Raw genomic sequence first — 25,346 nt, forward strand, 5'->3', positions numbered from 1 at the left:
GGTGGGGTGCATCCCCTGGGCTGGCAGCGACGACGTGCGCATCTCGACCTTCCTTCCTCCTGGGCAACCGCCCCTGCGCGACGCTTCTTCCCCCTGCGCCGCGCTGGAGCCGCGGGAGATCAGAACGAAGGCAGGTCGTTGGCGAGGTGGGATGACAATCCCCCGTCGATGACCAGCGTCGTGCCATTGAGGTAGCCACCGAAGGGCCCTGCGACGAAGGCCACCAGGCGGGCCACCTCGTCGGGAGTGGCGAACCTCCCGGCGGGAATCCTCCGCAACAGCTCCTTGCGAAACGCGGGGTCCGCCTTCGCCAGCATCTCCGTGTCGATATAGCCGGGACAGATGGCGTTGCAGGTGATGCCATGGGCGCCCCACTCGGCGGCGATGGACTTGGAATAGCCGACCAGGGCGTGCTTGGTGGCCGCGTAGGTGGAGGAGAGCGCCCCGCCGAACAACCCGAGCGAGGAGGAGATGTTGATGACCCTCCCGAACCCGGCGGCCTTCATGCGGGGCAGGGCCCACCGGCAGAGGTGGTAGACGGCATCCACGTTCACGCTGAACAAGGCATCCCACTCGGCCCTGGAGACCTCGTCCACGCGATGGAAGGGCCCGCCGAAGCCGGCGTTGTTCACGATGACGCCGGGGACGCCCACGGTGGCCTCCATGCGGGCGAGCGTCGCGTTCACCGCGGCCTCGTCCGCGAGGTCACACACGAACGACCACGTCCGGGCACCGGAGTCGAGCAGCTTGCGCTCCTGCCGGGCCAGGGCCTCCGCGTCACGCGCCAGCAGGACCACCCGGAACCCGCTCTCCGCGAGGACGTCGGCGATGGCCGCGCCAATCCCCCGGCTGGCTCCGGTGACGAGCGCCAGGTTCGCACCCGAGGGCCGCTCCATCAGAGGACTCCCTTCGAAGGAACGAAGCGGAGCTCATCGACGCGGATGTGCAGCGGCTTGCGGGCAATCTCCCAGATGCACTCGGCCACGTCGTCCACGGACAGCATGTCGGCGGGGCTGAACTCCGAGCGCGACTTCCAGAAGGCCGTGTACACGGCCCCCAGCGACAGGAGCGTGGCCCGGATGGCGTGGGCCTTCCCCTCCTCGTTCAACACGCCCGTGAGACCGCGGACACCATGCTTGGAGGCGGCATAGGAGCCATTCATGGGCAGGGTGAGGTGGTCGCTCACGGAGCCGATGTGGATGATTCTCCCGCCGCCGTGCGCCTTCATCTGCCTGAACGCCTCTCGCGCGCACAGGAAGGTCCCGGTCAGGTTCACGTCGAGCGTCCTTCGCCAGTCCTGGAGCGAGGTCTCCTCGATGGGGGTGAAGCTTCCGAAGCCCGAACAGTTGACCAGCAGCGAGAGAGGGCCTGACGCCGCTGCCCTGTCGAACAGCGACTTCACGGAGACCTCGTCCGTGACGTCCACGCGCATCGACTCGGACGACTCCTGCGTCACATCCTCCGAGGCACAGACGACGTGCAGCCCCTCCGCCCGCAGCCTGCTCGTGACGGCCCTGCCGATGTTGCCCGTCCCACCGACGACGATTGCATTGCGCATGCGCATGACGCTCATCTCGAAAGAGATACAGGCCGCTCCGCCCCGGCACCAGGAGCATTCGCGGCCGTGCTCACACCGCTCTCGCGGCCGTGAAGAAGGGGAGGGAGGTGAAGCCCGCGCAGGAGTTCTCGCCCTGGTGCCCCAGGAGGGAGGGTGTCCGCTCGGAGATGCCGAGCCGCCTCCGCAGGACATGGAGGGGCTGCTCCATCAGGGACTCGAAGCGCTCGCCCAGGAGGGACACCGCGGCGACACCCCGCTCGAAGTCCTGCGCCTGGAGGTGACTCGAGTAGATGTCGTGCAGGTGCTTGTACCGCTCCGTGACGATGTCCGGGTGCACTGCCGCCTCTGCCAGGAAGAGGGCGAGCGCCGCGGGCGCCAGTCCGAACACGAACGACTGGACGGCGACCTCGTCCGCGTCCGACGTCTCGTAGGACCCCAGCACGTGGAAGACGTCGTGGCACTTGTTGAGTCGATGGACCGCGTACTGGGTGGGCGTCGCGTCCGGGCCGAGCCGGGACTGGATGGGGAAGAAGTCGGGGGACAGCCGGTAGTGCGCCATGTAGCGCGCGTAGCAACTCCCGAGAGAGCCTTCAGGCAGCGCGGTGAGGTCCCCCGGCTCCGGGAGGGCCGGGTCCCAGCGCTCGGCGTGGAGCCGCCGGAACCCCGGCACCGAGAGCAGGGCGGCATCGCTGGCCGCGAGGACCTCGGCCCGCGAGAGGACAGGGATGGTCTCTCCCAGCGTTGCGCGCCGGCTCACCAGGTCGCGGGCAAGCTGATTGAGGGATGGCGTCGTCATCGCGGCCTCCAAGGCTCACTCTACGATTCCCCGGGGGAGGCCTTCAGCCCCCCGCTCGGGTTCTGTCCAGTCGCCGCGTGGTACGCATCGACGAGCACACGGACCCAGGCCTCCAGGTAGTGCTCCGCGCGCTCCGGAGCCGACGGCCGGGGGTCTCCCACGGTGCCGTTCGGGGCGTTGTCGCGGAGGCTCGGATAGAAGAGCGAGCCGGACCGGGGCTTCGGCCCCATGAAGCCCGGCTCCAGCCGGTCCAGGCGCACGGCGTCCGGCCGCAGGCCGCGAATGATGGAGGTCTCGAACTCGCCGGCATGGTGCCCCGAGCACTCCGGGCCCACCCCGTGCGCCCCGCTCGCCTCCAGGAGGACGCGCGTGAGCCGGGCGGACTCCGTGAAGACGATGAGCTCCATGGGCGCACTCGCGGCGCGCAGCGCGTCGAGGCACTCCGCCAGGGGGCCGTAGTTGCCTCCGTGGCCCGTGAACAGGAACACCCGCTCGAACCCATGTCGCCTGCAGCAGGCGAGCACGTCCAGCAGGACCGCGCGCAACGTGGCGGTGCTCAAGCTGAGCGTGCCCGGAAAGGCCAGGTGCTCCGCCGAGCAGCCCAGGGGCAGGGCCGGGCAGGCGATTGCCTCGGGGACCCGGGCGCAGAAGCGCTCCGCGAGCGCGTCGGCAATCCAGGTATCGGTCGCGAACGGCAGGTGCGCGCCATGCTGCTCCATGGCGCCGAGTGGAAGGACGGCGGTCCGCACACCCCGCGCGAGGAGCCGCTCCAGCTCGGGCCAGGTGAGCCGCTCCAGGCGCCGTTCGTCAGGTGTCTTCATCGGTTCGGACATCGGGGCGCTCTCTCAGGAACCGGCCTCGAAGACGCTCGGAGGGGTGAGCGAGAAGCCGTGCCGCACCAGGGCGTCGTTCATGCTCCTGCGCGCGCCGTCCTCGTCGTGGTGGGTGAAGGCGGGAGTCACCACCCTGCCCGGGACATGCTGCGCGAGGAGCACGAAGAGCGCGTCGTCGGTGCATCGGGAAGCCACCCACTGCTCGGGCTGCACCCGTGCACCGAGGGCCGAGGCCACCAGCAGCGCCGCGTCGCCATCGGCGGACGGGAACACGACGACGCCATGCCCGTGCCGGACCAACTCCTCCACCGTCCGCTTCCATTGGGGCTTGTAGTGGCCATGGCAGAGGGGAAAGCGCTCCAGCAGCGACTCCCGCTGGATGCGCACGAGCGGCACCCGCCGCGCACCTTCCCCCGTCTGGCCATACGTGAGCACGACGCGCTCGCAGCCCGCCAGGAGGTCGAAGTAGACGTGCGCCCTGAACCACGCCAGCGCGCGCTCGGGGCCCACGCGGATGGGGAGGAGATAGGACGCCATCCTCAGCAGGTATGGGGCCGCCTCGAGCGGAGCCGGCTCGAACGAGGAGATGCGCTCCGGCAGCTCGGCCTCCTTCTGGTTCAGCATGCCACTGGAGAGCGCATGGCCCACGCGGCGCTTGGACGAGAGGTAATGGACGTTGAAGGCGCTCGCCTCGCGCTGGATTCGCTCGGCGGCATCGACCACGAGGCCCTGCTCCTGGAGCGCGCGAGTCTTCTCCGGGTTGTTCGTGAGCAGGCGGAGGGGTGCGCTCACGTCCAGCAGCCGCAGCGCCAGCTTCACCTCGTGGTAGCGGCGATGGTCCGGCTCGAGGCCCAGCGCCTGGTACGCCTCGAAGGTCGTGACCCGCTGGCGGCTCGCCTGGACGAGCATGCGGTCGCGCGCCTTGGCGGAATAGCCCGCGCCCCGGCCCTCCTGCATCAGGTAGAAGACGATACCGCGCCCCGCCCCGGCGATGCGCTCGAGTGCCAGGTCGAGCTGCTCGGCGCAATCACAGTCGCAGCCGCCGAACGCCTCACTGGTGATGCAGGCCGAGTGGATGCGCGCGAGCAGCGGCTCCGGTGTCTGGAGCCCTCCCCGGCAGACCGCGAGCGTGTAGGCGCGTGTGAAGAGGTTCTGGAAGACGTGGACCTGGAAGGCTCCGTGACGGGTCTCCAGGCGCTGCTCGCCGAGCCGGAGCAGCAGGCCATGGGTCGAGTGTTGAGGCTGACTCGTGTGGGGCCACTGGGCGGGCTGGGAGGGCATGGCTCCGACCTTTTGCAGCCGGTATGCCAGCAGCCCATGACGCCCTCGCCCCAGGGGGCAGGCCCAGCGCGCTCGGGACGGAGCCCCGGGCCATCACGTCAATGGACGAGGGCTGACACGTCAAAGCACTTCTGCCGTGTCAGACGGCTGCGGCCCGCGGCCCGGACCTGGCTCTCCGGCTCGTCCAGATTCTTCGAGAAAGGCCCGTGAAGGTGCGCGTGCGACACCTCGACGGCGTCAGCGCGTCGTCTTCCTTCTCGCCGTCTTCGTTGTCCGTTGCGCAGTCTTCACTGCACGTCGCGCACTCGCGGCGCGGACACCCGCCCTGACGGCGGCCCCTCGCTGGATGCGCTCGGCGCGCTCCAGGTCGGCGGCGGAGGCCGCGTGAGCGTTCATCGCGGCCAGTGCCTCACGCGTGGGCGCGTGCTCGTGACGGAGCACCACCAGGTTGGCGGCGCGCAGCACGCGCGGGGTGAAGACTGGAGGCGTGCCCAGCCTGGGCAGCAGGCCGAGCAGCACCGGCACGTCGTCGAGCTTCGACTGCCAGGACTCGGCCCGGGAACTCTTCGCGATCCGCGTTACCTCGCGCCCGATGTACGCCGCGGCCAGTTCGGCGAACCACGGTGAGACGGGCTTCTTCACGAGGGCCGTCAGGGCCGTGGCGAGGCGGCGGCTCTTGCGGAGGACCTGCCAGGCCTTCAGCTCCGCGGGAGTGATGTCGGACGACTCAACCACCGCCACCAGGGACGTCTCGAGGTCGTCGGCGAGCAGCACGTCCTCCGCGTCGCCGTCAACGCGCTTCGCCCAGGTGGAGACAGCGCGCCGCACGAACTGCGCCTCATCGGCGAACTCGCTGTGCTCGCCATGCTCCTCGATGTCACCCAGCAGGCCCCGGAGCGTGCGCAGCACCACACGCGCGATGGCAGCGTCCTTTTCCTGTTTCAGGAGCGCGGTGCCTTCCCGGACGAGGCTGCGCGGGTCGAGCGTGCGGGCGCGCTCGGCGAAGTCCCGCACGGCGGGCGAGGACGCCGCTTCCGTGGCGCCCTTTCGCAGCGAGACGATGAACCTCCGGAGTGCATCTTCGGTGACGAGCATGCCCCATCCTGCCCTGGAACCAGGGCCCGTGGCGGCCGAATGGAGGAGGACTGGAGCGCTCGGCCATGCCGCGCCGCTCAAGACGTAGCTCAGCGCCGCTCGGCTCGGGACTGAGGGCAGCCCAGCGGTTACAGTCCGGCCATGCACGCCTCCTGGAAACGCAACACGGCCCTCTTCCTGGGCAGCCAGGCCCTGTCATTGCTGGGCTCCTCCCTGGTGCAGTACGCGCTCCTGTGGCAGGTGACGCTGCAGACGCGCTCGAGCGTCATGATGACGCTCTACATCGTGGTCGGCTTCCTGCCCACGTTCCTCCTGTCGCCGTTCGCAGGGGTCTGGGCCGACCGGTACGACCGCCGCAAGCTCATCGTCCTCTCCGATGCGCTGATTGCGCTGGTGACCCTGGCGCTGGCCGTGGTGTTCACCCTGCGCGGCACGGAGCTGTGGCTCTTCTTCCTGGCCGCGGCGGTGCGCTCGGTGGGCACGGCCATCCAGCAGCCCTCGGTGAATGCGCTGCTGCCGCAGCTGGTGCCCGAAGACCAGCTGATGCGGGTGAACGGCATCCAGGGCACGCTCAACTCGGTCAACATGCTGGGGGCACCGGCGCTCGCCGGCTTCCTCATGTCCGTGGCTCCCCTGCAGGTGCTCTTCTACGTGGACGTGGTGACGGCGGCCCTGGCCATCGTCCTCGTCGCCTTCTTCGTCCGGGTGGAGGCGCGTCCTCGTGCGCCGGTGCAGGAGGGGGCCTCGCAGCTGAGGGAGATTCGCGACGGCTTCGGGTACATCCGCGGCCACGCGCACCTGGTGCCGTTCTTCGGCTACCTGGGGGTCATCCTGGTGCTCATCACCCCTGGCGCGTTCCTCACGCCACTGCAGACGGCGCGCAGCTTCGGGGGCGAGGTGTGGCGGTTGACGGCCATCGAGATGGTCTTCTCGGTGGGCATGATGGTGGGGGGCGCCGTGCTCGCCGTGTGGAAGGGCTTCGGCAACCGCATGCGGACCATGGTCGTCTCCAACCTCATCATGGGGGCGTGCATCGTGGGCCTCGGGGTGGTGCCCCACTTCGGGGTGTACCTGGCGTTCATGGCGCTCTTCGGCGTGGCGTTGCCGCTCTACAACACCCCCGCCACGGTGATGCTCCAGGAGAAGGTGGAGCCGGCCTACCTGGGGCGGGTCTTCAGCGTGATGACCATGCTCTCCACCGCCCTGATGCCGCTGTCCATGCTGCTCTTCGGCCCCCTGGGGGAGAGGGTCTCCATCGAGCGGATCCTGCAGGTCACCGGTGTGCTCGTGCTCCTCCTCGGCGTGCTCGCGCCGCTGCACCGCCGGCTGATGTCCTTCGGTGAGCCCCATCGTGCCCTGACCCCGGACCCGGGAGCCGGTCAGGCTGGCGGTGTGAGGGAAGACGCGTGAGAGGGAGGGGGCCCTGTCAGCGGCTCCTCGCCCCAGGGCATCCGGCTCCGGCCTTGCCTCCGCTCGAGGGAGGCTGAGGGCGTCACCGAGGGGCGTCAGGCGAGAACAGTGCCATCAACCTCTTGCCCACGACGTACGCCGTGACGGTCGTGGGTGGGATTGCCGGCGTGGCGTGCGCCGAGATCTGCTGATCGAGCCGTTCGAGCAGGGAGATGCCCGCGTCATCCTGGATGCTGGCCAGCGCTTCTCCTTCCACCCGCACGGAGGACGGGCCCAGCTCGCGCGACACCGATTCCAGATAGACCTTCACGGGCAGTTCCAGGTTTCTCGCGCGGATGAGCGACTCCAACCGCGCTCCCAGTTCGGGGTCCAGGCCCATCTCCGCGGCCAAACGGTGGGTACCCACGGTCGCGAGGTCCTCGTCAGAGCTGGTCATTCCATAACGGAATCGACGCTCGCGGACTCCTTCCCCACCGCCGCCGGTTCCGGCCCCGAGAAAGTCTTCTGGATCATCCTCTCGCAATTGCCCCGTGAGCGGGTCGAACGATACGGACCTGAAGGCCGCAATGGAGAGGGTTTTCCCTGCGCCTCTCGCTAAAGCGAGCGCGCGAGGGCTCCCAGCCTGACGCGCGAACTCGCTCATGCGCTCCACGGCTTGCAACGCATGAATCAGGTGGGCGGTCTGGATGTGGAGCCAGGATTCGAGCTGCAGACCAAACAATCGCAGGTCCAGGGGCAGGGTCTCGTAGCCCGCGGACGTGCTCTGCTCGCTGAGCCTGCGCAGCGCTTCCTGGGGGGGCGAGCGTTCATTGCGGCAATGACGTCACGGAAGTAGGAGGTAAGCCCCACCTGCCGGAACCGCGCCGCGACCGCGGGCTCCTGGGCATCGAGCGCCTCGGCGAAGGAGAGGTAGTCTCGGACGGCTCGTGCCAGCTCGGGCTCTTGCCACTCCCTCGGATTCCCGTGGCGGAGCACGAGGTCGGCGGTGGGCGATTCGCCAAGGAAGAAGACGTCCCGCCGGAAGCCCGGGGGACGCCGGAAGTGCTTGGGCTCGCCTCCCAGAAGGTCCCACGTCTTCCAGGCGTACTCATGGGCAGGCGCAATGCCGATGGAGCCCACGGCGAAGGCGGCCGCCAACTCGGGCCGCTGGAGGCCCGCGTAGGCCTGGGCGAGGAGCTCGGGGATCAGGGGATTCGAGACCTCGTAGGAAGGATGATTCCACGCCTGTTCAAGCAGCGCTACCGCTTCTCCGTACTGTCCCGAATTCAGGAGGAGTCGACCCAGCGCGAAGCGGACGTTGGCGTGTACCAGGTCCCCCTGCGGGCCCAGAAGAGACAGACACTGCCTGTAGGTGCGGATGGCCTTGTCCTCTTGATGATCGCGTTCGTAGAAGTACGCAAGCAGCGCGATGCTCGCGGGGGGGGCCCCCGGCCGGCGCGCGATGGGCTCGAGCAAGGCGATGGCTCCGGCGAAGTCGTTCTGGTCCCAGAGCCGTATCACGGGCTCCAATTCCTCACGCTCCGAGGGGCTCAGCTCCTTCCCGGCGCCGGCCACGGGTAGAGAGGGCCTGGGTGGTGCTTCAGCCCCCTGCGCATTGCCCAGTGCGAGAAGCGACAGGAGGATGACGGGAGGAATCCAGGAGGTTCGCATCATTTTCGACCCTCACAAGGAATGAACCACGTGCTCCCAGCTCGCGCGACACGTGTGTGCCCACACCCATGGGCAGAAGAGACCTCTTGCGCCAGCGCAATCGTCACCGGCGCGCACTGGCCACCAGAGAGGCGGAGACGCGCGGGCCGCCTCGAGAATCGAGGAATGTCGGCGATGAAGAAACCGGAGTCGTCGGTCCGCTCGGGGACGGACAGTATCCCCTCCTGCTCATCGAGGACCTCGAGCGTCGCCCTGGAAACCGGAGCCCCGTCGAGCCTGCTACACACGTGTCCCGACAGCAGGCGCTCCCCGGCGAACAGGACCGGGCGATTCCTGGCCAGACTCAACAAGAAAGCTCCGGTGAGCGGCAGGAACAGGACCATCGCCGCGAGCCGGACGGATTGCCGGTAGCGGTAGACGGGCGGAACCTGAACACCGGTCACCAGCGGGGCCTGGCCAGGGCTCTTCGCCCGGATGAGGTGGCCGCACAATCCCGAGACGAGCAGCGCTGGCAGGGCGGGCAGCACGAATCCGGCTCCAGGCACTGGTGACAGCAGCCGGGTGACCTGGTCGGCAAAGCCGATTCCCGCCGCCAGCGTCGAAGTGAGCGTGAGCACCGCGAGTTCGGGCAGCGAGCGGTCGACTCTCGCGACGGTGGCGCCTCGACTCCTCAAATCCGCCCAGAATCCGGAGAGCAGGCACATGGTGGACTCAGGCAGGGGGACCAGGTTCGGTCATGACCGTCGTGCCGTCGGCCAGCGTCATGGAGAGCACGAACTGATGCCATCGAGCGAGCTCGAGCCGGTCGTGGGCTCCACCGGCCACGGTCATGGTCTGGGGAATCCGAACCTGGAGATGCGACCACTCGCCAGGAGCGAGCCGAAGGCTCAGGGGAACTCGCAGCCGCAGACGAGCCTGCTCACACGGGAGGGACTCCAGCGTGCCTTCGATACGCAGGGTGTCGAGCGGCTTGCCGTCGGCGTTCACCAACTCCACCCGGTTCGTCACGGAAGCCGCGCCTTTGGCGCCGTCCAGGGCATGATCGAATCGCACGATGAAGGCCGGCGACACGTCGAGACAGCCGGTCCGCTCCAGCTTCTGCCCGAACAAAGCCAGTTCGGTGATGATCTGTACCTCCTGGGTCTCATTATGGAATTGCACGTCGGCGTGGAAGTAGTCATCGAGCGCCGATTGCGAATACTTCACCGTGGCGATGCGCAGGCTCTTCCGAGGCTTGAGCACGACCGTGCCCAGGTCCGCCTGACCGTTCTTCACCGGAACGGTGATGAGCATCGGCACGTAACCCCGGGCGCGCAGTTCGCATTGAACGTGCGTGACATCGACGCCCGGAAGAGAAAAGCGGAAGTCGCCATGCAAATCGGTGGCTTCCGGTACGAGGGTCAACTCCTGGTGGCCCGAGAAGACGTGAACCTCGGCCTGGAGGACCGGCCGCTCGTCCGGCCCGTGGACCCGCCCCGTGACCACCAGTCCGGCGGCCCTGGCCTCTGCTCCAAAGCCCAGGAGCAGGAGGAGGACCCAGACCAAGCGGCCCACCCCTCCTCGCGTCGTGCCGAGGACAGGAGAGGTGCTGGGGTGTCGAGGAGACACACAAGGCTCCTTCGGAAAGCCAATCCGATAATTTGAATACATGGTTTGCGCCCTGGGAATTCCAGCGACTGAGCACCAGGCTGTGGCCCCTGCCGGCGACACAGGGCGCAAACCTGTCGGACAGTCGGACAGGTTTGGAACGGCCGCGTCCGGCAGCCGCCTCCTCGAAGCGTTCCAGCGCCAAGGCACCTCGCGCTCCGTACCGGCACACAGCCGCTCCAGGCCCGGCCTGTCGTTGGCATGCAGGTGCGTGTTTGCGTGCAGGCTGAAGCCCCCGAGGAAGGCACACCGGGGGGCCTTCCGAGGCGGTAACCGCACGTCCAGCCCCGTCCAGCGGAAGCGTTGCTGCAGGCGGGCCACCTGGTACGCCTGCCGCGCGTCCTCTGGGGCCTTGCGCGGGCAGGGCACCACGATTCTCCAGCAGGCCGTCGAGGACGGAGGGCGATGGATCGCGTGAGGGCCTGCGAATCGGGGACGGGAGGCGGCGTCCTTCGTCAAGCGGGTGGACCGGGTGGGCACGGTGCCCCAGGTGGGGCCGGTGACAGCGTGTGCCTTCGTCTCCCCAGTAGATGCGCCGGAGCGTTTCATCGGGCCGCACCAGGTGAGGCCTAGCTGGGACGGGTGCCTGGCGAAAGGAGCTCGGGAGAGAAGCAACGCAAGGGGCCCATCACCAGGTGAGCCGCCCGTGTCGACGCCTGGCAGGATGAGTGTGCGCACTGCCACGGGACTCGTGATAGCAGGGGCGCGGTCCGGAACGCCCTGAGGTCTCGACAAGATGTCCACACCATCGTCCGCGCCGGTGCAGGGCGCGGCACCGCTCGAAGTGCCCGCGGACACGCCCGGGCGGAGTGCCCCCGAGGGCCCACCGGCCGGTGTCGCGGCGCGGGCCCGCTCCGTCCTCCTCGCGGTGCTGTGGGCGGTCCTGGGCTTCACCCTGCTCAAGGGGCTGGTGACGGTGCCGCATGACTGGGCCATCAGCCACCACCTGCTCAACTACAGTCATGGCTTCGTCAAGCGGGGGCTTCCCGGCACGCTGTTGCTGCCCTTCTTCGCGGAGAAGGACGGCGCCACCGTCCGGCACATCATCATCGGCGTGTCCTTCGCCGCCATGACGCTGTTCACCCTCTGGGCCGCGTCCGCCACGCGGGCGCTGCTGCGGGGCCGTGCCGCGGACGGGGGCCCGGAGCGGGATGACGTGGCCGTGGCGTTCCTCTTCGCGTCCTCGGCGTTCGTCTGGCACACGGGCATGTGCCTGGGGTACTTCGACAGCCTGCTCGCCGTGCTGTCACTGCTCGCGGTGCGGGGCGGGCGGCTGTCCCTGGCCTGGTTCGTTCCCATCGCGGCCGTGACGATGCTCGTCCACGAGACGGCCTCGGTGGTGCTGGTGCCCGTGCTCCTGCTGGCCGCCCTGGACCCGTCCCGCCCGGGGCTGGCGGTGGACCGGCGCACGGCGGCGCGGGTGCTGGCCGTGCTCGTGGCGCTGGCGCTCCTGGCGTGCTTCATCTTCCTGTCCCCGCCTTCCGACGCGCTGCATGCCCGCATGCTCCAGTGGGGCGCCACCCCGTCGCGGTGGGTGGACATCGTCCACGAGCTGCTGCGGGTGTCGTTCCGGCAGAACGTGCGACGCATCTTCGAGCACGAAGACCTGTGGCGAATCTACGCCCGGGGCCTGCTCGTCTTCCTCCCCACCACCTTCGTGATGATGGCCCTGGGCCTGGCGCGGCTGTGGCGCTCGGGGCTGGAGCGCCGGGCGCGGTGGACGTGGGCCGCGGTGTACGCCGTCGCCTCGTGCAGCTCGCTCGTGCTCGTGCTGATTGCCTTCGACTTCGCGCGGCTGTTCTCGCTCACGCACCTGCAGGCCTTCCTCGCGTACACGGCCCTCCGGGGTCAGCTGGAGCGCCAGCCGGGCGCGGCGCCGGTGACGGCAGGCAGGGCCTGGGGACTGCCCGCGCTCGCGGCGGTGCTGGTGGTGGCCAACCTGCTCATGCCCGCGCGCTTCACCTTCATGGCCCCGATGCCGCGCTTCCTGCCGGCCGGTGTCGAGCCCTGGCTCGTGGACCCGCTCGGCTCGCTCGCGGACCGGGTGCTGCGCCAGTAGGAGGAGGGCCTTTCGCCCCCGCGGTCATCCGCCCGGCGGCCGTGGGAAGATGCGGCCGCGCAGGGCCTCCGTCTTCCGGCGCCGGTGCGCGTCGCCCCTGTCGAGCAGCGTGGCCAGCGAGTAGTGGCGCAGCGCGGGGACGAGCTTCCCCTCCCGCTCCAGGGCCTCGCCGCGCTCCTCGGCCAGGTCCGCGAGCTGCTCCCGCGCGTCGCGGGTCGGCAGCTCGCCCAGCGGCTTGTACGCGAAGACGCAGCGCCAGCGCTTCAGTCCCCGCTCCGCCGCGCCCTCCTGGATGTCCTGCTCGAACAGGCGGGCGAGCGCCTCCCGGTCCGGCGCCAGGGCCGCGGCCTTGCCACCGGGGCAGCGCGGGTCCTCCTTGTCGGAGAGCCCCACGAGCCGCCAGTGGTCCCCCGGCTCGGCGCGGAACTGCGACATGAGCTGCTGGAAGCCGCGCAGGTGCCCGCTGGGGCCGTGCGCGTCCAGGAGCACGGGCGGCCCCTCCGAGACGAGGTAGTCCTCCAGCGCCGGATAGTTGCCCGCGTGGTGCGCCAGCGCGTAGTCCGCCAGCCCTGCCACGTCGATGACCTCCGCCTGGCGCAGCACCATCGCCTGCCCGCCCAGGTCCGGGTACCCCAGCAGCGGCCGCACCTGCCCGAGCCTGTCCGCCATCTCCCGCACGTGGCGGAAGCGCTCCGCGATGAATTCGTACGGCAGCTCCGGTGAGGGCTTGATGCGCGGCGCGCGCAGCACCGACGCCCGCAGGGCGGGCACGCCGAAGAAGAGCGCCCCCAGCGCCGCCACGGCCACCCCGGCCCGTGCCGGCCACGTCCACCGTGCCCCGCGCCCGCGGAGCCAGGCCGCCCTGGCGCGCACGCCGGACAGCCCCGCCGCCATGCCCACGCCCAGCAGCGGCACGAGGGGCGCGAGGAAGCGCCACTCGCGCATCCAGTCCCCGGAGCGCCACGCGAACCACACCCCACTGGCGAGGAAGAGCGCCGCGAGCGCCGCCACCCTCGCGCGCGCCGCGCCTCCCACCAGGCCCAGCACCATGCCCACCGCCGCGAGCTGGCACAGCCGCCCGTGCTCCGCGAGGTAGTTGCGCACGTAGGCGGGCCCGTCGAACCGCCAGAGCCGCTTGGCGTAGTACGTGTTGGGCAGCAGGTCCGCGAAGTAGACCCAGCGCACCGCGAGCCACCCGCCCACGAGGAGCCCCAGCCACAGCGCGATGCCGAGCGCCTGCCGTCCCGTCCAGCGGCGCTCCAGGGCGCGGTGCACGAGCCAGAGCGCGCAGGCCGCGGCGGTGTAGAGAACGCCCTCCGGGCGCGTGAGGCACAGCAGGCCCAGCGCGAGGCCCACGCTCGCGCCCACCCCCGTGCGCAGCTCCCGCAGCAGCAGCACCCCGGCCGCGGCGAGCAGGAAGGCCTGGAGGCCCGTCTCCATGCCGCTGGATATCCAGCTCGCGTACGTGACGCTGGACGCGGCCACCCACGGCGCGGCGGCGTCCTCCAGGCGCGGAGCCCGGCGCTCCGACGCGGGGCCCCACAGCGCGAAGAGGGGCAGCGCCAGCAGGCCGAAGACGATGCCCAGCGTGTGCGCATACGTGTCCGGCGGCAGGTCCAGCGGGCGGCTCAGCCCCAGCAGCAGCGTCCAGATGGGATTGGAGAAGCCCTCCACCGGCTGAGAGGCCGGGGTGACGCGCAGGCCTCCGCCGCTGAAGAACGTGTGGCCGTAGGCGATGGAGATGGCCGCGTCGTCCACGATGGGCACGGCCAGGTAGCCGCAGAGGTAGGCCAGCGCGACCACCGCCGCCACGACGAGCCCGGCCGTCAGCCACGCTTCAACGCCAGACGTGGGGCGGGCGGGCGGAGGGGAGGGGGCGGGGTCGGACGGGAGCTCCATGTATCAGCGCGTCTATGCCACAAAGCCTGGAGTTTCCAGTGGGAGTGCTGCCTGGCAGCGCCCTCCGGCGCGGTGTCGTCCCGCGCGTCACCGCGCTGGACGTGTACGTCGATGCCTACCCGGTCCTGCACGGGCACGTGAAGCGCTGACCTACGGTCCCGACGCGCTCACGATGAGCGAGGACACCTTGTCGTTCCAGCCGTCGTCGACGAGCGAGGCATCGTCAGCCGTCCTGGTGAGGCTGGCACCGCCGAAGTTGTCGTGTTCGTACAGGGTGACCTTGTAGCCGCTGGAGACCTTCAGCGAGGTGATGTCGTCATTGCGCACGCCCCAGGCACGCAGGGCGGACAGCGTGTAGCGGCCGACGGGCAGCGCCATTCCATAGCCACCGTGGTTCTGGTCCTGGAACACGGAGACCGCCGTGGGGCCCGGGGCGTTGTAGGTGAAGGGGAAGTCACGCTGAGCCTGGGTGAACTGCGCTTCCCACTCGGCGGGCCAGCCGAAGGCGGACGTGGCCAGGGTCTTGAGGTTGACGCCCGCGGCGCCACTCCAGAAGTGGATGAACTCTCCCCAGTTCAGGCCCCGCGCGTAGTTGCCGCCGTTCTTCGGCAGGTGCTGCGCGAGCAGGACGAAGTACCGGTTGAGCACCGAGGCGCCGCCGTGGTTCTTGTAGATGGGGTAGAACCAGTCCCGGAACCAGTGGGTGTTGGCGCGGGGGAAGTTGTCCGTCGTGTTGACCATCAGGTTGTACCAGCGGTTGGCATCGCTGGTGCGGCCCAGCCCCAGGTACACGTCGTAGTTGAAGATCTCCGCCCACTTGCTGTCGCGCCACAGGCCGAAGGCAGGCGAGTCGTGCACGCCCTTGCTGGCGAGCTCCACGATGTGGGCCACCTCATGGGTGACGATGTCCAGGTCGTTGCCGGTGCCGCTCGTCCAGGCCGTGGGGGAGCTGGAGCCCACATCAATCACGTTGCGCCTGTCATGGCTGGCGTCGAAGTACGTGGAGGGGTGGCCTCCGCTGTACTTCGCCGCGTGGAAGATGGCGTAGAGCTGCGAGTCCGTGCCGAAGTGTCCGTAGGTCCGCCTGGTGTAGCGCCACACGTCGCCCACGAAGGTGTTGGGCCAGGTGATGGACCGGTTCACGTCCGAGTCGAAGTACACGGCCACGTCAGCGTCCTGGTAGACGCGGGAGACATTCTGGTCGTGCTCGAACCAGTGCTCCGTCCAGGTGTCGGGCGCTTGCGCCTGGACGGGCGTGGCGGAGAGCAGCGGCAACACGAAGCACAACGAAGCAGGGAGGAACTTCATGGTGGGAGACTCCTGTGGGCCTGGGGATGCGTAGGCTTCCAGTTGCCTCCCAATGGAGAGTCGAGCCCGTTTTTTCGGGTCAAGTCGTGTCGGGCAGGGACGTCAGCTGCGGGAACGCGTCGAGTGCCTCCTTGACCGTGGTACACGCGCCTACGGCAGGCCCCGGCAGAACACGTAGCTGCTGCACGTGCCGGAGGCGAGCACCGGAACCGTCGCGGGAATGCTCGCCGCGGTCGCGTAACACTTCGTGCGCGCCCAGGCCTTGAGCGTGTTGTACCCGACGCACATGAAGGGCTGCGGGTCGCCGAGCCAGGAAATCTGGCAGCAGTAGTTGCTCGCCATGGCCTCCACGGCGCCGTCGTCCGGTGACTCCGAGGCGACCGGCTCGAGGGGCTCGAGGTACTCCGACGCCGGGCTGGGGGGCTGTGCAGTCTCGGGAGACGAGCCAGGCTCCTCCAGCTCGGGGCCACAGGCCGCCAGGCTGACGAACACGGCGCATGCGAGGACTGACAGACGGATGGAAGACGGACGGCGGAAGACGGACATGGCGACCTCACTCGTGGGGTGAATGGGAGAGTCACCACAAGTGTATCAAATGTAACTGAGTGTGAACAGGCTGCCTCACGGCGCTGGGGCCGGGGGGGGGCGCCGACGCCGCGTCTGCCGGGAGACACCGGGGTCTGGCGCATACGTTCAAGCCCGTCCCTCCTGGACTTCCTACGGTGGCGCTGAAGCCGTCACCGGGAGGAATGACATGGGTGCGTCCACGACGAATCGGGTTGCCACGTCTCGCTTGCAGCGGGCCCTGCAGCGCTGCTTCTCCTACCTCGTCCTCATGGCCGCGGGCTGCGCCGGGGTCCTGGGCTGCTCCACGCTGCCGACGCGCCAGGTGGTCTTTCCGCCAGGAACCCTCGCGGCCGAGGCGCTCCCACCGCCTGGCGCCGTCGTCATGGTCCTCTCCGCCGCCTCCGAGCAGACGCTCGCGGATGGGAGCAAGCGGCGGACGGGCGTCTTCCTGAACGAGTTCTACGAGCCCTACCGGGCCCTCGTGGGCGCGGGCTACGAGGTGGTCATCGCGACGCCCGGGGGCCGGCCGCCGGTGTGGGACCCGGAGAGCCTGGAGCCGTCGTACTGGAAGAAGCACCCCGGGGCGCTCGCCGAAGCGCAGGCGCTCGTGGCGACGCTCCCGGCACTGCTCGCGCCCCTGCCCCTGTCCGAGGTCCGGGCCCGCGCCGCCGCGTTCCAGGCCCTCCTCGTGCCGGGCGGCCAGGGCGTCATGGTCGACCTGCTGCACGACACGGACCTGCAGGGCCTGCTCCTCGACTTCGGCGCCACGGACCGGCCCGTCGGGCTCGTCTGCCATGCCCCCGCGCTCCTGACGCGACTGCCCGTCGACCAGAGTCCCTTCCTCGGCCGGCGCGTCACCTCCGTCTCGGGCTTCGAGGAGTGGTACATTGAGACCTTCGTGATGGGGAAGCGTGCACAGGTTCGCGAGATTGGAGAGCAGCTCGACGCGGCCGGCTACCTCCACGAGACGGCCTTCCCGGGCCGCTCCCGGGCCGTGCGCGATTGCAGCCTGGTGACCAGTCAGAATCCGTTCTCTGGCGAGGACTTCAATACACTCTTCCTCGCCGCGCTGGCCGACTGGCGCAAGGCGGGGCGCTGCGGCGAGCCGCCACCGCGCGCGTCCCGCTGACCCGGAGCCGCTGCCCGTGGTGGACCAAGGCACCCTGACCAGCTCGAGCCTGAGTGCACTGCTGCACGCGGCAGTCGCACGCGACTACCCGGAGCTCCAGCCCCGGGGACGCGACAAGGTCGCCTTGCTCCAGGCCGTCCTGGAGGCCCATGGCTGGAGGCCCGTGCTGGCGCTCGGCCGTGAGCTGCGAGCCCTGGCCGACCATCCCGTCATCCGCGCCATCACCACCGGGCCCACGCCGCGACACATCGTCGAGAGGTGGCAGACGCTCGAGCGCTTCGGCCACTCGCGCCACCGCACGCGGCTGCTCCACCATGACGCGGACGGCGCCCGGATGACGGTGCGCCACGTGGCCATCGACGGAGGGACGATTCTCGCCGTCAACGACCTGTTCATCTGGGGCGCCATCATCGCGCTCCTGGAGCTGGCGGGCTTCACGGAGCTGGTCGTCACGCTCACGCCCGAGGCAGGTGCGCCCGTGGTCATCCACGGCGGTCCCCAGGCGCCCGGGCCGCGCGTGCTGCCCGACGCGACGGACCTCGCCACCATCCACTGGAAGCCGGCGGGTGGCCCGCGGTGCGAGGCCTCACCCGGTGAAGCGCTCCATGACCTCCGCACCCGGCTCCAGCAGTTGCTGCGCGGAGACCTCCTCCACCCGTGGACGCTCGAGGAGGCCGCGGTGCGACTCTCCCTCTCGCGCCGGAGCCTCCAGCGGGCCTTGCGGCAGGAGGGGACCACCTTCTCCGAGATGCTGCAGCGCTCCCGCGTCGCCGCCGCGCACGCGCTGCTGGGGGATGAGCGGCTGACGCTCACGGACGTCGCCTTCTGCACCGGCTTCGCCGACCACGCCCACTTCACGAGGACCTTCCGCCGGTACAACGACGTCCCCCCGTCGGCGCTGCGCGAGCTGCTGCGATGAGGCCCGTTCGACGCCCGCGGCCCTCTGGTATGGTCGCCGCTCAGGCCCGGGGGGGCATCCATCATGAATCAGATTCAACAGCACATCGAGGAAGGCGACTTCCAGGAAGCACTCCAGTTGCTCGAGGCGGAGTTGTCGAAGGCGCCCTCAGGAACGCAACTGTTGATGGCATTCAACGTGAGGGTGCGCCTGGAGGACTACGAGGGAGCCCTGCGCGCGCTGGATGAGATGGTGAAGCTCGAGCCTGGAGTCTCCGAAGCAGCGACCTTCCTGCGCCACTGCGCCAGGCTGGAGCGACTGCACTCGCTACGAAGGAAGGATGCCGGACTGGCCTGGGAGCGCGGTGCGCTTCAAGAGCCACAGCCCTTTTCACGCGCCTATCTCCAGGCAGCGGTGTTCCATGCGAAGGGTGAATACTCCGACGCGGCCCGTGCCCTGGCGGAAGGGACGGGCCTGGCTCCCAGGGTCTCCGGAACCCTGACGCGGACCAATGGCGCCCGGGTGGGATTCTCCGACCTGACGGACACGGATGACCTGACAGGGCCGCACCTGCCCTGCTTCAAGGGCAGCATGGTGCTGGACCTGCCCTTCAGCGAGCTTCGCTCCATCCAGTTCGACCCGCCGAACAGCTCCATGGATTTCGTCTGGGTCCATGCGGTGTTCGAGGCACTCGACGGCCGCAAGTACGAAACCCGGGTGCCCTCGTTGTATCCAGGCACGGGACTGCATGGCAGCGCCCCCGTCCGCAAGGGTGAGATGACCGTGTGGCACCACGACCCCCATGGGTACGCAGTGGCGTTCGGCCAGCGAGACTTCAAGCTGACGCATGAAGATGGCGGCATGGGAATGGTGGGGCTGCTCCAGGTGGCCCGGCTCGACTTCGACGTCGCGAGCAGGCCCGTGAGCCAGAAGCCACCGCCGGAGGAGAAGAAGTCCTTCTGGTCGAAGCTCTTCGGCTGAGGCGGGTCGGGCGGCTCGAAGCCCGGCCTTTCGCCGAGAAGGCTCTACGGCACCGGCGTGAGCAGGGCGCCCCCGGGGGGGCCGCCATTGATGTCCGTCTCCACGGCGATCTGCCCCCGGTCATTGATGGCCCGTGCGTTGGTGAGCGTCCCCAGCAGCGGGAGGTCCACCAGCCCGGAGAGGTCCAGCGCGACGCCGTCCTGCCACAGGAAGGCGAGCGTCGTTCCGAACCGTGACTCCGTCTGGCCGACCACCTGCCCATGGTTGTTCACGTCGAAGACCCGCAGGGTCGTCTCTTCGTCCGGAGCGAGGTACGTGAAGGCCCCGTTCCTCCACACGAAGGCCCCATCGCCGGTGTTCCCGACGACGGTGCCGTCCTCGCTCATGGCCACGGCCCGTCCCCCGGTCGTGCCCCAGCTGTTACTGACCGACAGGGTCGAGAGCTGCCCATCGCGGAAGATGAAGGGCGTCTGGCTCGTGCTGGAAGCGACGCTCAAGCCGACGAGGTGCCCCTGGGAGGTGATGTCCAGAGGATAGGCTGCGTACCCTCCGAGGGTGCCCAGGTCGTTCAGCTGGCCATTCCTCCACACCACGGCATGGGCCGCGCCTTCGCCGCCCACCCAGCGGGAGTGGGTGAAGCCGGCCACCTCGCCCTGATTGTTGATGGCGACCGCGTGCATGTCCGGCCCGGGGGACACGGAGAGGTCGGTGGCCTGTCCCTCCTGCCAGGAGAACGCCCGGATGGCGGTCCAGCCGAGACCGAAGTCCCCCACCACCTGTCCGTGGTCGTTGATGTCCCATGCGACGCTTTCCCCCTCGAGGCCCAGGTCGATGACCGGCCCGCCCCGCCAGACAAAGGCGTGGCGATCGATGCTCCCCACCACGTGCCCGTGCTCGTTCAGGTTCGTCACCTCCACCGTCAGGGCGAGCGGCGTGCCGAACTCCGTGAGCGTGTACCCCTTGCCGACCACCAGCGTGAAGTCCCGGCGAATGCCCTCGAAGTCGGCGGTGACGGTCACCTTGCCCGGCGCCAGCCCCGTCACCTTCGCGCCATATGGGGTGGCGCTGACCGACGCGATGGTGGAGTCGGAGCTGGACCAGCGCATGTCCCGGACGGCATCGGGAAGCCTGTTCAAGCCGATGTCATACGCGTCGGCGAGCAGCACCACCTCGCTGCCCACCTTGAGCGTCGGAAGGTACTGCTCGAGCCTCGGCAGGTGTCGACCCTCCATCACCACCCCCACGAATGCCGCCCGCGAGCGGACGTTGATGCGCTGCCGCCCCTGCTTTCCCTCGCTCGTGGCTACGATATCGGTGATGCCCACGCTCACTCCGGTGAGCAGGCCGGTGTCATCCACCGTGGCCACCGAGGGGTCCTCGCTTCGCCAGGTGATGGCACGTCCTTCGAGCGGCTTCCGCTTGCCGTCGCGCGCCTCCGCGGTGAACTGGAGTGTCTCGTTGACCCACAGGTAGGCCGTGGGCGCGGTGACCACGATGTCCTCGACTCGACCTCCGTCGTCTCCATTGCAGGAGGTCAGCACCACGAGGGTCACGACACGAAGGAGCAAGGTAGCGGGATACGAGAATCGACCCATGGGACCTCCCGGGGATGGGGGGGCGCCGCCGATGGATGCGCCAACCGTCAAGCTACGGCGGATGCGGAGCCTCGTTCAAGCAACTGGGTTGCTGAGTTCGCAATGCTCGACGGTTCGGGCACGAACCAGGGGGCCGGGTACCGCGACATCGGGAACAGAGCCTGAGGAGGGCTGGACTCCGCTGGTGCGAGTGGACAGGCTCCCCGGGTCCAACGCTGGCCGTGAAGGAGTCGCCATGAAGTACACGAATCTGGGTCGTTCGGGTCTGTCGGTCAGCCGCATCTGCCTGGGCACGATGAACTTCGGCTGGACGACCGAGGAGCCTGATGCACATGCCATCATGGACTCCGCGCTCGACAAGGGAATCAACTTCTTCGACACGGCGAACGTGTACGGCTGGGGTGAGAACAAGGGCCGTACGGAGCAAATCATCGGCAACTGGTTCGCCCAGGGAGGACGCCGGCGCGAGCGCACCGTGCTGGCGACCAAGGTCTACGGCCCGATGGGCGACTGGCCCAACGAGGGCAAGCTGTCCGCGCTCAACATCCGCCGGGCCCTGGACGCGAGCCTGAAGCGGCTGAAGACCGACTACATCGACCTGTACCAGTTCCACCACGTGGACCGCGCCACGCCGTGGGAGGAGATATGGCAGGCGATGGAGGTCGCGGTGGCCCAGGGCAAGGTGCTCTACGTGGGCAGCAGCAACTTCGCCGGGTGGCACATCGCGCAGGCGCAGGCGGCGGCCGCGCAACGCCACTTCATGGGCCTGGTCAGCGAGCAGTCCCTCTACAACCTGCTGGCCCGGACGGTGGAGCTGGAGGTGCTGCCCGCCGCGCGGCACTACGGCCTGGGAGTCCTGCCGTGGTCACCGCTCCAGGGAGGCCTGCTGGGCGGAGTCCTGCGCAAGGAGCGCGAGGGGAAGCGCCGGCTCGAAGGACGCGCGCAGGAGGCACTCCAGAAGAACCGCGAGCGCATCGAGGGCTACGAGAAGCTCGCGGAGGAGCTGGGCCACGAGCCAGGCGATGTCGCGCTGGCCTGGCTGCTCCACCAGCCCGCAGTCACGGCGCCCATCGTCGGACCGCGCACCTCCGGGCAGCTCGAGTCCGCGCTGCGCGCGCTGGAGGTGAAGCTCGACGAGAAGGCGCTGGCGCGGCTGGATGAGCTCTTCCCGGGCCACAAGCCCGCGCCGGAGGACTACGCCTGGTAGGGGGCTGAGCGGTGAGGGGCGGGGGCGTGGCTCCCGCCCTACTTCGCCACGGGTTGTCGCAGGGGGCGGAGCAGGCCCGCACGGTCGAGCAGCTCCTGGCCCCGGGCGGCGCCAGCCTGTCCGTGGAGGAGAGGCCCAGGCCGTCCTCCAGCAAGGAGAGGCAGTCGCCCGGTGCCTCATACGCCCGGCACCACCGCCCGTAGTCCTTGCGCAGCGCGAGCTGCCACACCGTGTCGGCAGCTCTGCCGTAGCCGGAGGTCGACGCGCGGGCTCGGGCTGTGCCCCGGGCCGGTGGGACAGGCGATGGACTGGCGATTGGCCAGCCAGGGGCGATGCAGGCTACAGATGGGCCGGGCGACACCAGACTCGCCGTGCACCTCTCACCGGAGGTCTGCCCCGTGCGCATCCCCATTCCGCTGTGGGCCTTGCTGGTCCTCATCCCCCTGCACCCGCATGCCGACCCGGCGCCAACCCGGCGTGCCGCCAGCGCTCCCGGGCGCGCAGCGCAGCGGGCCGAGCCCACCGTGGCAATCGACCGGGCACTCGAGCGGCGCGTGGACGCCATCCTCACCGAGGAGATGCAGCGGCAGGAACTGCCTGGCGCCATCGTCGCGGTGGTGCGGGGTGGAACCGTCGTCGTGAAGAAGGGGTACGGCGAGAAGCGGCGCGGCGGCGGCGAGCGGCCGGACTCCGCCACCGTCTTCCACATCGGCTCGCTCTCCAAGGCGCTGGCCGCGGTAGGCGCACTGACGCTGGTGCAACGTGGCCAGCTCGGCCTGGACGTGCCGGCTTCGCGCTACCTGCCCGAGCTTCCCCCGGCCTGGCGCGCCATCACCGTGCGCCAGTTCCTGGCGCACTCGAGCGGCATCGGGGACAAGACCGGCAAACCGGCCACCTGGAAGGAGGCGCTCGCCAACTACTCAGGAGTGCCGCTCACCTTCGACCCGGGCACGCGCAACGACTACACCAACTTCAACTACGTGGTGGTCGGCAGGCTGGTGGAGTCGGCCAGCGGCCGGCCCTTCGTCACCTTCATGCGCGAGGACGTCTGGCGTCCCCTGGGCATGGTGGACACGGGCTACCCGGCCACCGCGCGCAACCTCGCCACCGGCCACGAGCTGAAGAAGGGCGCCTGGCGGGAGATGCTCCCCGAGCCCCAGGGCCTCTACGGCGTGCCCTCCGGGTTCCTCTCCACGACGCTGGATGACCTGGTGCGGCTGCACGCCGCCCTCGAGCGCAACGCCGCGCTCGACGCGGCCACGCGCGAGGAGATGCTCACGCCCTACCCGGCGGAGAAGAAGCGCGGCGCTGGCATGGTGCTCGGCTGGAACGCGAGCCGGGTGGGTGGGCGCAAGGGCACGCTCGTCGTCAGCAAGAACGGCGCGGCGGACGGCTTCTCCAGCCTCTTCACCTGGCTGCCCGGCCGCGGCGACGCGGTCATCGTGGTGGTCAACCGCAAGGGCGAGGGCGTGGAGACAGCACGCATCGTGGCGCTGCTGGTAGAGGCGGCCTTCGGGCTCGAGCTGCGCGCGCTGGGAGAGGAGGGCTGAGGAGGCGGGTCTTCCAGTCCGTCCAGCCCCGCTGCGGCTGCGTCTGCAAGCGAGGTAGGCCGCCGCGAGCCGGATGAACACCGGCGCGTGGCTGGCGCATGGTTCGCCAGGGCCTCGAAGGGCATCGAGAGCGGATACCCCTGGGTCATCCAGGAGTAGTCCGGCGGCTCAGCCCGAGACAGCGCGGCGCGAAGCGGGGCGTCGCGTGTGGCGAACGACGAGCTCGAGGAGCCTCGGGTGCTTCTCGAGCAGATTCACCCTGTGCGCCATGTGGAGAACGGACGCCAGGAGCACGTCAGCGGCGGAGAAGGCGTCTCCCGCGACGAACTCCCTTCCGCCCACCGCCTCGTCGAGGACCGTGAGCACCTTCTCCAGGTGGACGCGCTGCTCCGAGAGGTCGCGCCGCTGTGCCTCGGGCAGCTCGGCGTTGCGCAGGTGCTCGAGGACCTGCGGCTCGAGCGTCACCTGGGCGAAGAGCATCCACTGGAGATAGGGAGCGCGCTCCGCTGAGCCAGGCGCGGGCGCCAGGTGCTTCTCCGGAAAGCGGTCCGCCAGGTAGAGGCAGATAGCAGTCGAGTCGAAGAGCCGGGTGTCTCCATCCACCAGCACCGGCAGCTCGCCGAAGGGTTGCAACGCCCGGTACTCCGGCGTGTCCTGCTCGTGCTTCGAAAGGTCGAGCCGCACCAGCTCATAGGGAATCCCCAGCTCTTCGAGGAGCCAGCGGGCCCGGGTGGCGCGCGTCCGGAGGGCGAAATAGAGCTTCATGGAAGGCTCCTGCGAGTGAGCGGTGAGGCGCTCACCATCCCTTCATCCGCCCCGCGGGACAATGCGCGCACCCCGGACGCTTTGTCAGGCTAGGCTTGACAGTCATGATCTCACCCGCCGACATGGTCCTGTTCGCAGCGGTCGTTCGCGAGGGCAGCTTCACCGGGGCGGCGCGCCGGTTTGGCATCACCAAGCAGAGCGTCAGTGAGCGCATCGGCAACCTGGAGGCGCGGCTCGGCGTCAGGCTCCTCGAGCGAACGACGCGCCGGCTGCGCGTCACAGGCTCGGGAGCGAGCTACTACGAGCGGTGTGCCGAGATCGCCACGCAGATTGACGAGGCCAACAACGAAGTGCAGCGACGCCAGTCGGAGCCGGTGGGGCTGCTGCGCGTTTCCGCGCCCGTGTTCTACGGACGCCGCTACCTGGCCCCCGTGGTGCTGGAGTTCCTCGCCCGCTACCCCGAAGTGAGGGTGGAGCTCGTGCTGAGCAACCGCCGAGCCGACCTGTTGTTCGAGGAGGGGTTCGACGTCGCCGTGCACATCGGTCGGCTCGACGACTCGTCGCTCGTGGCGAGGAAGGTGGGCGAGGGCGCCGTCCACTTCGTTGCGAGCCCCGCCTTCCTGTCGAGGCACGGTACCCCCACCGCCCGAGAGCTCGGCTCGGCCCGGTGTGTGGCGCTCAGTGCCTTCGAGACGTGGGTGGTGGGCGGCGTGAAGGCGCGAATCGAGCCCGTCCTGATGGTGAACGACTTCGAGGTGGCGTGCGACGCGGCCATCGCCGGAGTCGGAATCGCGCGCGTCCCCGCGGCGCTGTGCCGCGACGCGGTCCGTGACGGCCGGCTGAAGGTGCTCTTCGCCCAGGAGCCCCCACTGCTGCTACCGGTCTACGCCGTCTACCCGAGCCGGCGGAACGTTCCGGAAAAGGTCCGACGCTTCGTGGACGCGCTGGCCACCCTCGTCCAGCCGATGTTGCCGCTGCCTCCCAGGGCGACGGGGCGCACCAGGAAGTTGCAGCCGGGGGCGCGTGGGCCCAGAGCCTGAGCCTGGGGCGGCATGATGACCGTGGGAGATTTCCAGAACGAGAAACACAAGAGTCGATGCGCTCGGGCAAATCCTGGA

The 25,346-nt window shown here is 69.4% G+C and carries 23 protein-coding genes and 1 pseudogene; 8 read left to right on the top strand and 16 right to left on the bottom strand.

Features of this window, described 5'->3' with window-relative positions:
• Positions 1–119: 119 nt before the first annotated feature.
• The 6 genes from LXT23_RS41530 to LXT23_RS41555 form a co-directional block, all read right to left on the bottom strand.
• Positions 120–896, bottom strand: coding sequence for an SDR family NAD(P)-dependent oxidoreductase (locus LXT23_RS41530; protein WP_253986020.1), 777 nt, complete (start codon positions 894–896; stop codon positions 120–122).
• Positions 896–1,564, bottom strand: a complete 669-nt coding sequence (locus LXT23_RS41535; protein WP_253986021.1) for an SDR family oxidoreductase — start codon at positions 1,562–1,564, stop codon at positions 896–898. The genes LXT23_RS41530 and LXT23_RS41535 overlap by 1 nt, the downstream gene beginning before the upstream one ends.
• Positions 1,565–1,628: 64 nt before the next feature.
• Positions 1,629–2,354 (bottom strand): Coq4 family protein, encoded by a 726-nt coding sequence (locus LXT23_RS41540; RefSeq protein WP_253986022.1) that lies wholly within the window; start codon positions 2,352–2,354, stop codon positions 1,629–1,631.
• Positions 2,355–2,374: 20 nt separating this feature from the next.
• Complete coding sequence (locus LXT23_RS41545) at positions 2,375–3,187, bottom strand: creatininase family protein (RefSeq protein ID WP_253986023.1); 813 nt, start codon at positions 3,185–3,187, stop codon at positions 2,375–2,377.
• A 12-nt stretch (positions 3,188–3,199) separates the two neighbouring features.
• On the bottom strand, positions 3,200–4,468 hold the full coding sequence (locus LXT23_RS41550; RefSeq protein WP_253986024.1) for a GTP cyclohydrolase II: 1,269 nt from the start codon (positions 4,466–4,468) through the stop codon (positions 3,200–3,202).
• Positions 4,469–4,705: 237 nt separating this feature from the next.
• The gene (locus LXT23_RS41555; protein ID WP_253986025.1) at positions 4,706–5,563 is read right to left on the bottom strand and encodes a hypothetical protein; all 858 of its coding nucleotides are present in this window, start codon (positions 5,561–5,563) and stop codon (positions 4,706–4,708) included.
• Positions 5,564–5,704: 141 nt separating this feature from the next.
• On the opposite strand from LXT23_RS41555, the gene LXT23_RS41560 reads away from it, so the two are divergent.
• Positions 5,705–6,973 carry an MFS transporter gene (locus LXT23_RS41560; RefSeq protein WP_253986026.1) on the top strand — a complete coding sequence of 423 codons (1,269 nt, stop codon included), beginning with the start codon at positions 5,705–5,707 and terminating at the stop codon, positions 6,971–6,973.
• Between the two features lie 82 nt (positions 6,974–7,055).
• Here LXT23_RS41560 and LXT23_RS41565 read toward each other — a convergent pair whose 3' ends face one another.
• The 4 genes from LXT23_RS41565 to LXT23_RS41580 are packed head-to-tail and all read right to left on the bottom strand — an operon-like array spanning position 7,056 to position 10,168.
• On the bottom strand, positions 7,056–7,616 hold the full coding sequence (locus LXT23_RS41565) for a hypothetical protein (RefSeq protein ID WP_253986027.1): 561 nt from the start codon (positions 7,614–7,616) through the stop codon (positions 7,056–7,058).
• A 26-nt stretch (positions 7,617–7,642) separates the two neighbouring features.
• The gene (locus LXT23_RS41570; RefSeq protein ID WP_253986028.1) at positions 7,643–8,626 is read right to left on the bottom strand and encodes a tetratricopeptide repeat protein; all 984 of its coding nucleotides are present in this window, start codon (positions 8,624–8,626) and stop codon (positions 7,643–7,645) included.
• Positions 8,623–9,327, bottom strand: coding sequence for a hypothetical protein (locus tag LXT23_RS41575; protein ID WP_253986029.1), 705 nt, complete (start codon positions 9,325–9,327; stop codon positions 8,623–8,625). The genes LXT23_RS41570 and LXT23_RS41575 overlap by 4 nt, the downstream gene beginning before the upstream one ends.
• Positions 9,328–9,334: 7 nt before the next feature.
• Positions 9,335–10,168 carry a hypothetical protein gene (locus LXT23_RS41580; RefSeq protein ID WP_253986030.1) on the bottom strand — a complete coding sequence of 278 codons (834 nt, stop codon included), beginning with the start codon at positions 10,166–10,168 and terminating at the stop codon, positions 9,335–9,337.
• Positions 10,169–11,006: 838 nt separating this feature from the next.
• Between LXT23_RS41580 and LXT23_RS41585 the strand changes: the two genes are divergently transcribed.
• Positions 11,007–12,329 carry a hypothetical protein gene (locus LXT23_RS41585; RefSeq protein ID WP_253986031.1) on the top strand — a complete coding sequence of 441 codons (1,323 nt, stop codon included), beginning with the start codon at positions 11,007–11,009 and terminating at the stop codon, positions 12,327–12,329.
• Positions 12,330–12,353: 24 nt separating this feature from the next.
• On the opposite strand, the gene LXT23_RS41590 is transcribed toward LXT23_RS41585, so the two are convergent.
• The 3 genes from LXT23_RS41590 to LXT23_RS41600 all read right to left on the bottom strand — a co-directional run bounded on the left by LXT23_RS41590 (position 12,354) and on the right by LXT23_RS41600 (position 16,082).
• Complete coding sequence (locus tag LXT23_RS41590) at positions 12,354–14,228, bottom strand: hypothetical protein (RefSeq protein ID WP_253986032.1); 1,875 nt, start codon at positions 14,226–14,228, stop codon at positions 12,354–12,356.
• Between the two features lie 150 nt (positions 14,229–14,378).
• The gene (locus LXT23_RS41595) at positions 14,379–15,536 is read right to left on the bottom strand and encodes a hypothetical protein (RefSeq protein WP_253986033.1); all 1,158 of its coding nucleotides are present in this window, start codon (positions 15,534–15,536) and stop codon (positions 14,379–14,381) included.
• 150 nt (positions 15,537–15,686) lie between these two features.
• Positions 15,687–16,082 carry a hypothetical protein gene (locus LXT23_RS41600; protein ID WP_253986034.1) on the bottom strand — a complete coding sequence of 132 codons (396 nt, stop codon included), beginning with the start codon at positions 16,080–16,082 and terminating at the stop codon, positions 15,687–15,689.
• Between the two features lie 208 nt (positions 16,083–16,290).
• Between LXT23_RS41600 and LXT23_RS41605 the strand changes: the two genes are divergently transcribed.
• The 3 genes from LXT23_RS41605 to LXT23_RS41615 all read left to right on the top strand — a co-directional run bounded on the left by LXT23_RS41605 (position 16,291) and on the right by LXT23_RS41615 (position 19,111).
• Positions 16,291–17,232 carry a DJ-1/PfpI family protein gene (locus LXT23_RS41605; protein ID WP_253986035.1) on the top strand — a complete coding sequence of 314 codons (942 nt, stop codon included), beginning with the start codon at positions 16,291–16,293 and terminating at the stop codon, positions 17,230–17,232.
• Between the two features lie 16 nt (positions 17,233–17,248).
• Positions 17,249–18,151: a helix-turn-helix transcriptional regulator gene (locus tag LXT23_RS41610; RefSeq protein ID WP_253986036.1), complete on the top strand. Its 903-nt coding sequence runs from the start codon at positions 17,249–17,251 to the stop codon at positions 18,149–18,151.
• Positions 18,152–18,214: 63 nt separating this feature from the next.
• On the top strand, positions 18,215–19,111 hold the full coding sequence (locus tag LXT23_RS41615) for a type VI secretion system accessory protein TagJ (protein ID WP_253986037.1): 897 nt from the start codon (positions 18,215–18,217) through the stop codon (positions 19,109–19,111).
• Positions 19,112–19,155: 44 nt separating this feature from the next.
• Here the strand turns inward: LXT23_RS41615 and LXT23_RS41620 are convergent, their stop codons facing one another.
• Positions 19,156–20,706 carry an Ig-like domain-containing protein gene (locus tag LXT23_RS41620; RefSeq protein WP_253986038.1) on the bottom strand — a complete coding sequence of 517 codons (1,551 nt, stop codon included), beginning with the start codon at positions 20,704–20,706 and terminating at the stop codon, positions 19,156–19,158.
• 235 nt (positions 20,707–20,941) lie between these two features.
• Here LXT23_RS41620 and LXT23_RS41625 point away from each other — a divergent pair, with 235 nt between their 5' ends.
• Entirely contained in the window at positions 20,942–21,913 is a 972-nt protein-coding gene (locus LXT23_RS41625; protein ID WP_253986039.1) for an aldo/keto reductase, read from the top strand.
• A 109-nt stretch (positions 21,914–22,022) separates the two neighbouring features.
• Here the strand turns inward: LXT23_RS41625 and LXT23_RS50910 are convergent.
• Positions 22,023–22,181, bottom strand: a pseudogene (locus tag LXT23_RS50910) (AHH domain-containing protein); the annotation flags it as partial.
• Between the two features lie 130 nt (positions 22,182–22,311).
• Between LXT23_RS50910 and LXT23_RS41630 the strand changes: the two are divergent.
• Entirely contained in the window at positions 22,312–23,463 is a 1,152-nt protein-coding gene (locus tag LXT23_RS41630; protein WP_253986040.1) for a serine hydrolase domain-containing protein, read from the top strand.
• A gap of 168 nt (positions 23,464–23,631) precedes the next feature.
• On the opposite strand, the gene LXT23_RS41635 is transcribed toward LXT23_RS41630, so the two are convergent.
• Positions 23,632–24,228, bottom strand: a complete 597-nt coding sequence (locus LXT23_RS41635; protein ID WP_253986041.1) for a glutathione S-transferase family protein — start codon at positions 24,226–24,228, stop codon at positions 23,632–23,634.
• Positions 24,229–24,350: 122 nt separating this feature from the next.
• On the opposite strand from LXT23_RS41635, the gene LXT23_RS41640 reads away from it, so the two are divergent.
• Complete coding sequence (locus LXT23_RS41640; protein WP_253986042.1) at positions 24,351–25,268, top strand: LysR family transcriptional regulator; 918 nt, start codon at positions 24,351–24,353, stop codon at positions 25,266–25,268.
• Positions 25,269–25,346 lie beyond the last annotated feature (78 nt).

Source organism: Pyxidicoccus xibeiensis, assembly GCF_024198175.1.
Lineage (GTDB): Bacteria > Myxococcota > Myxococcia > Myxococcales > Myxococcaceae > Myxococcus > Myxococcus xibeiensis.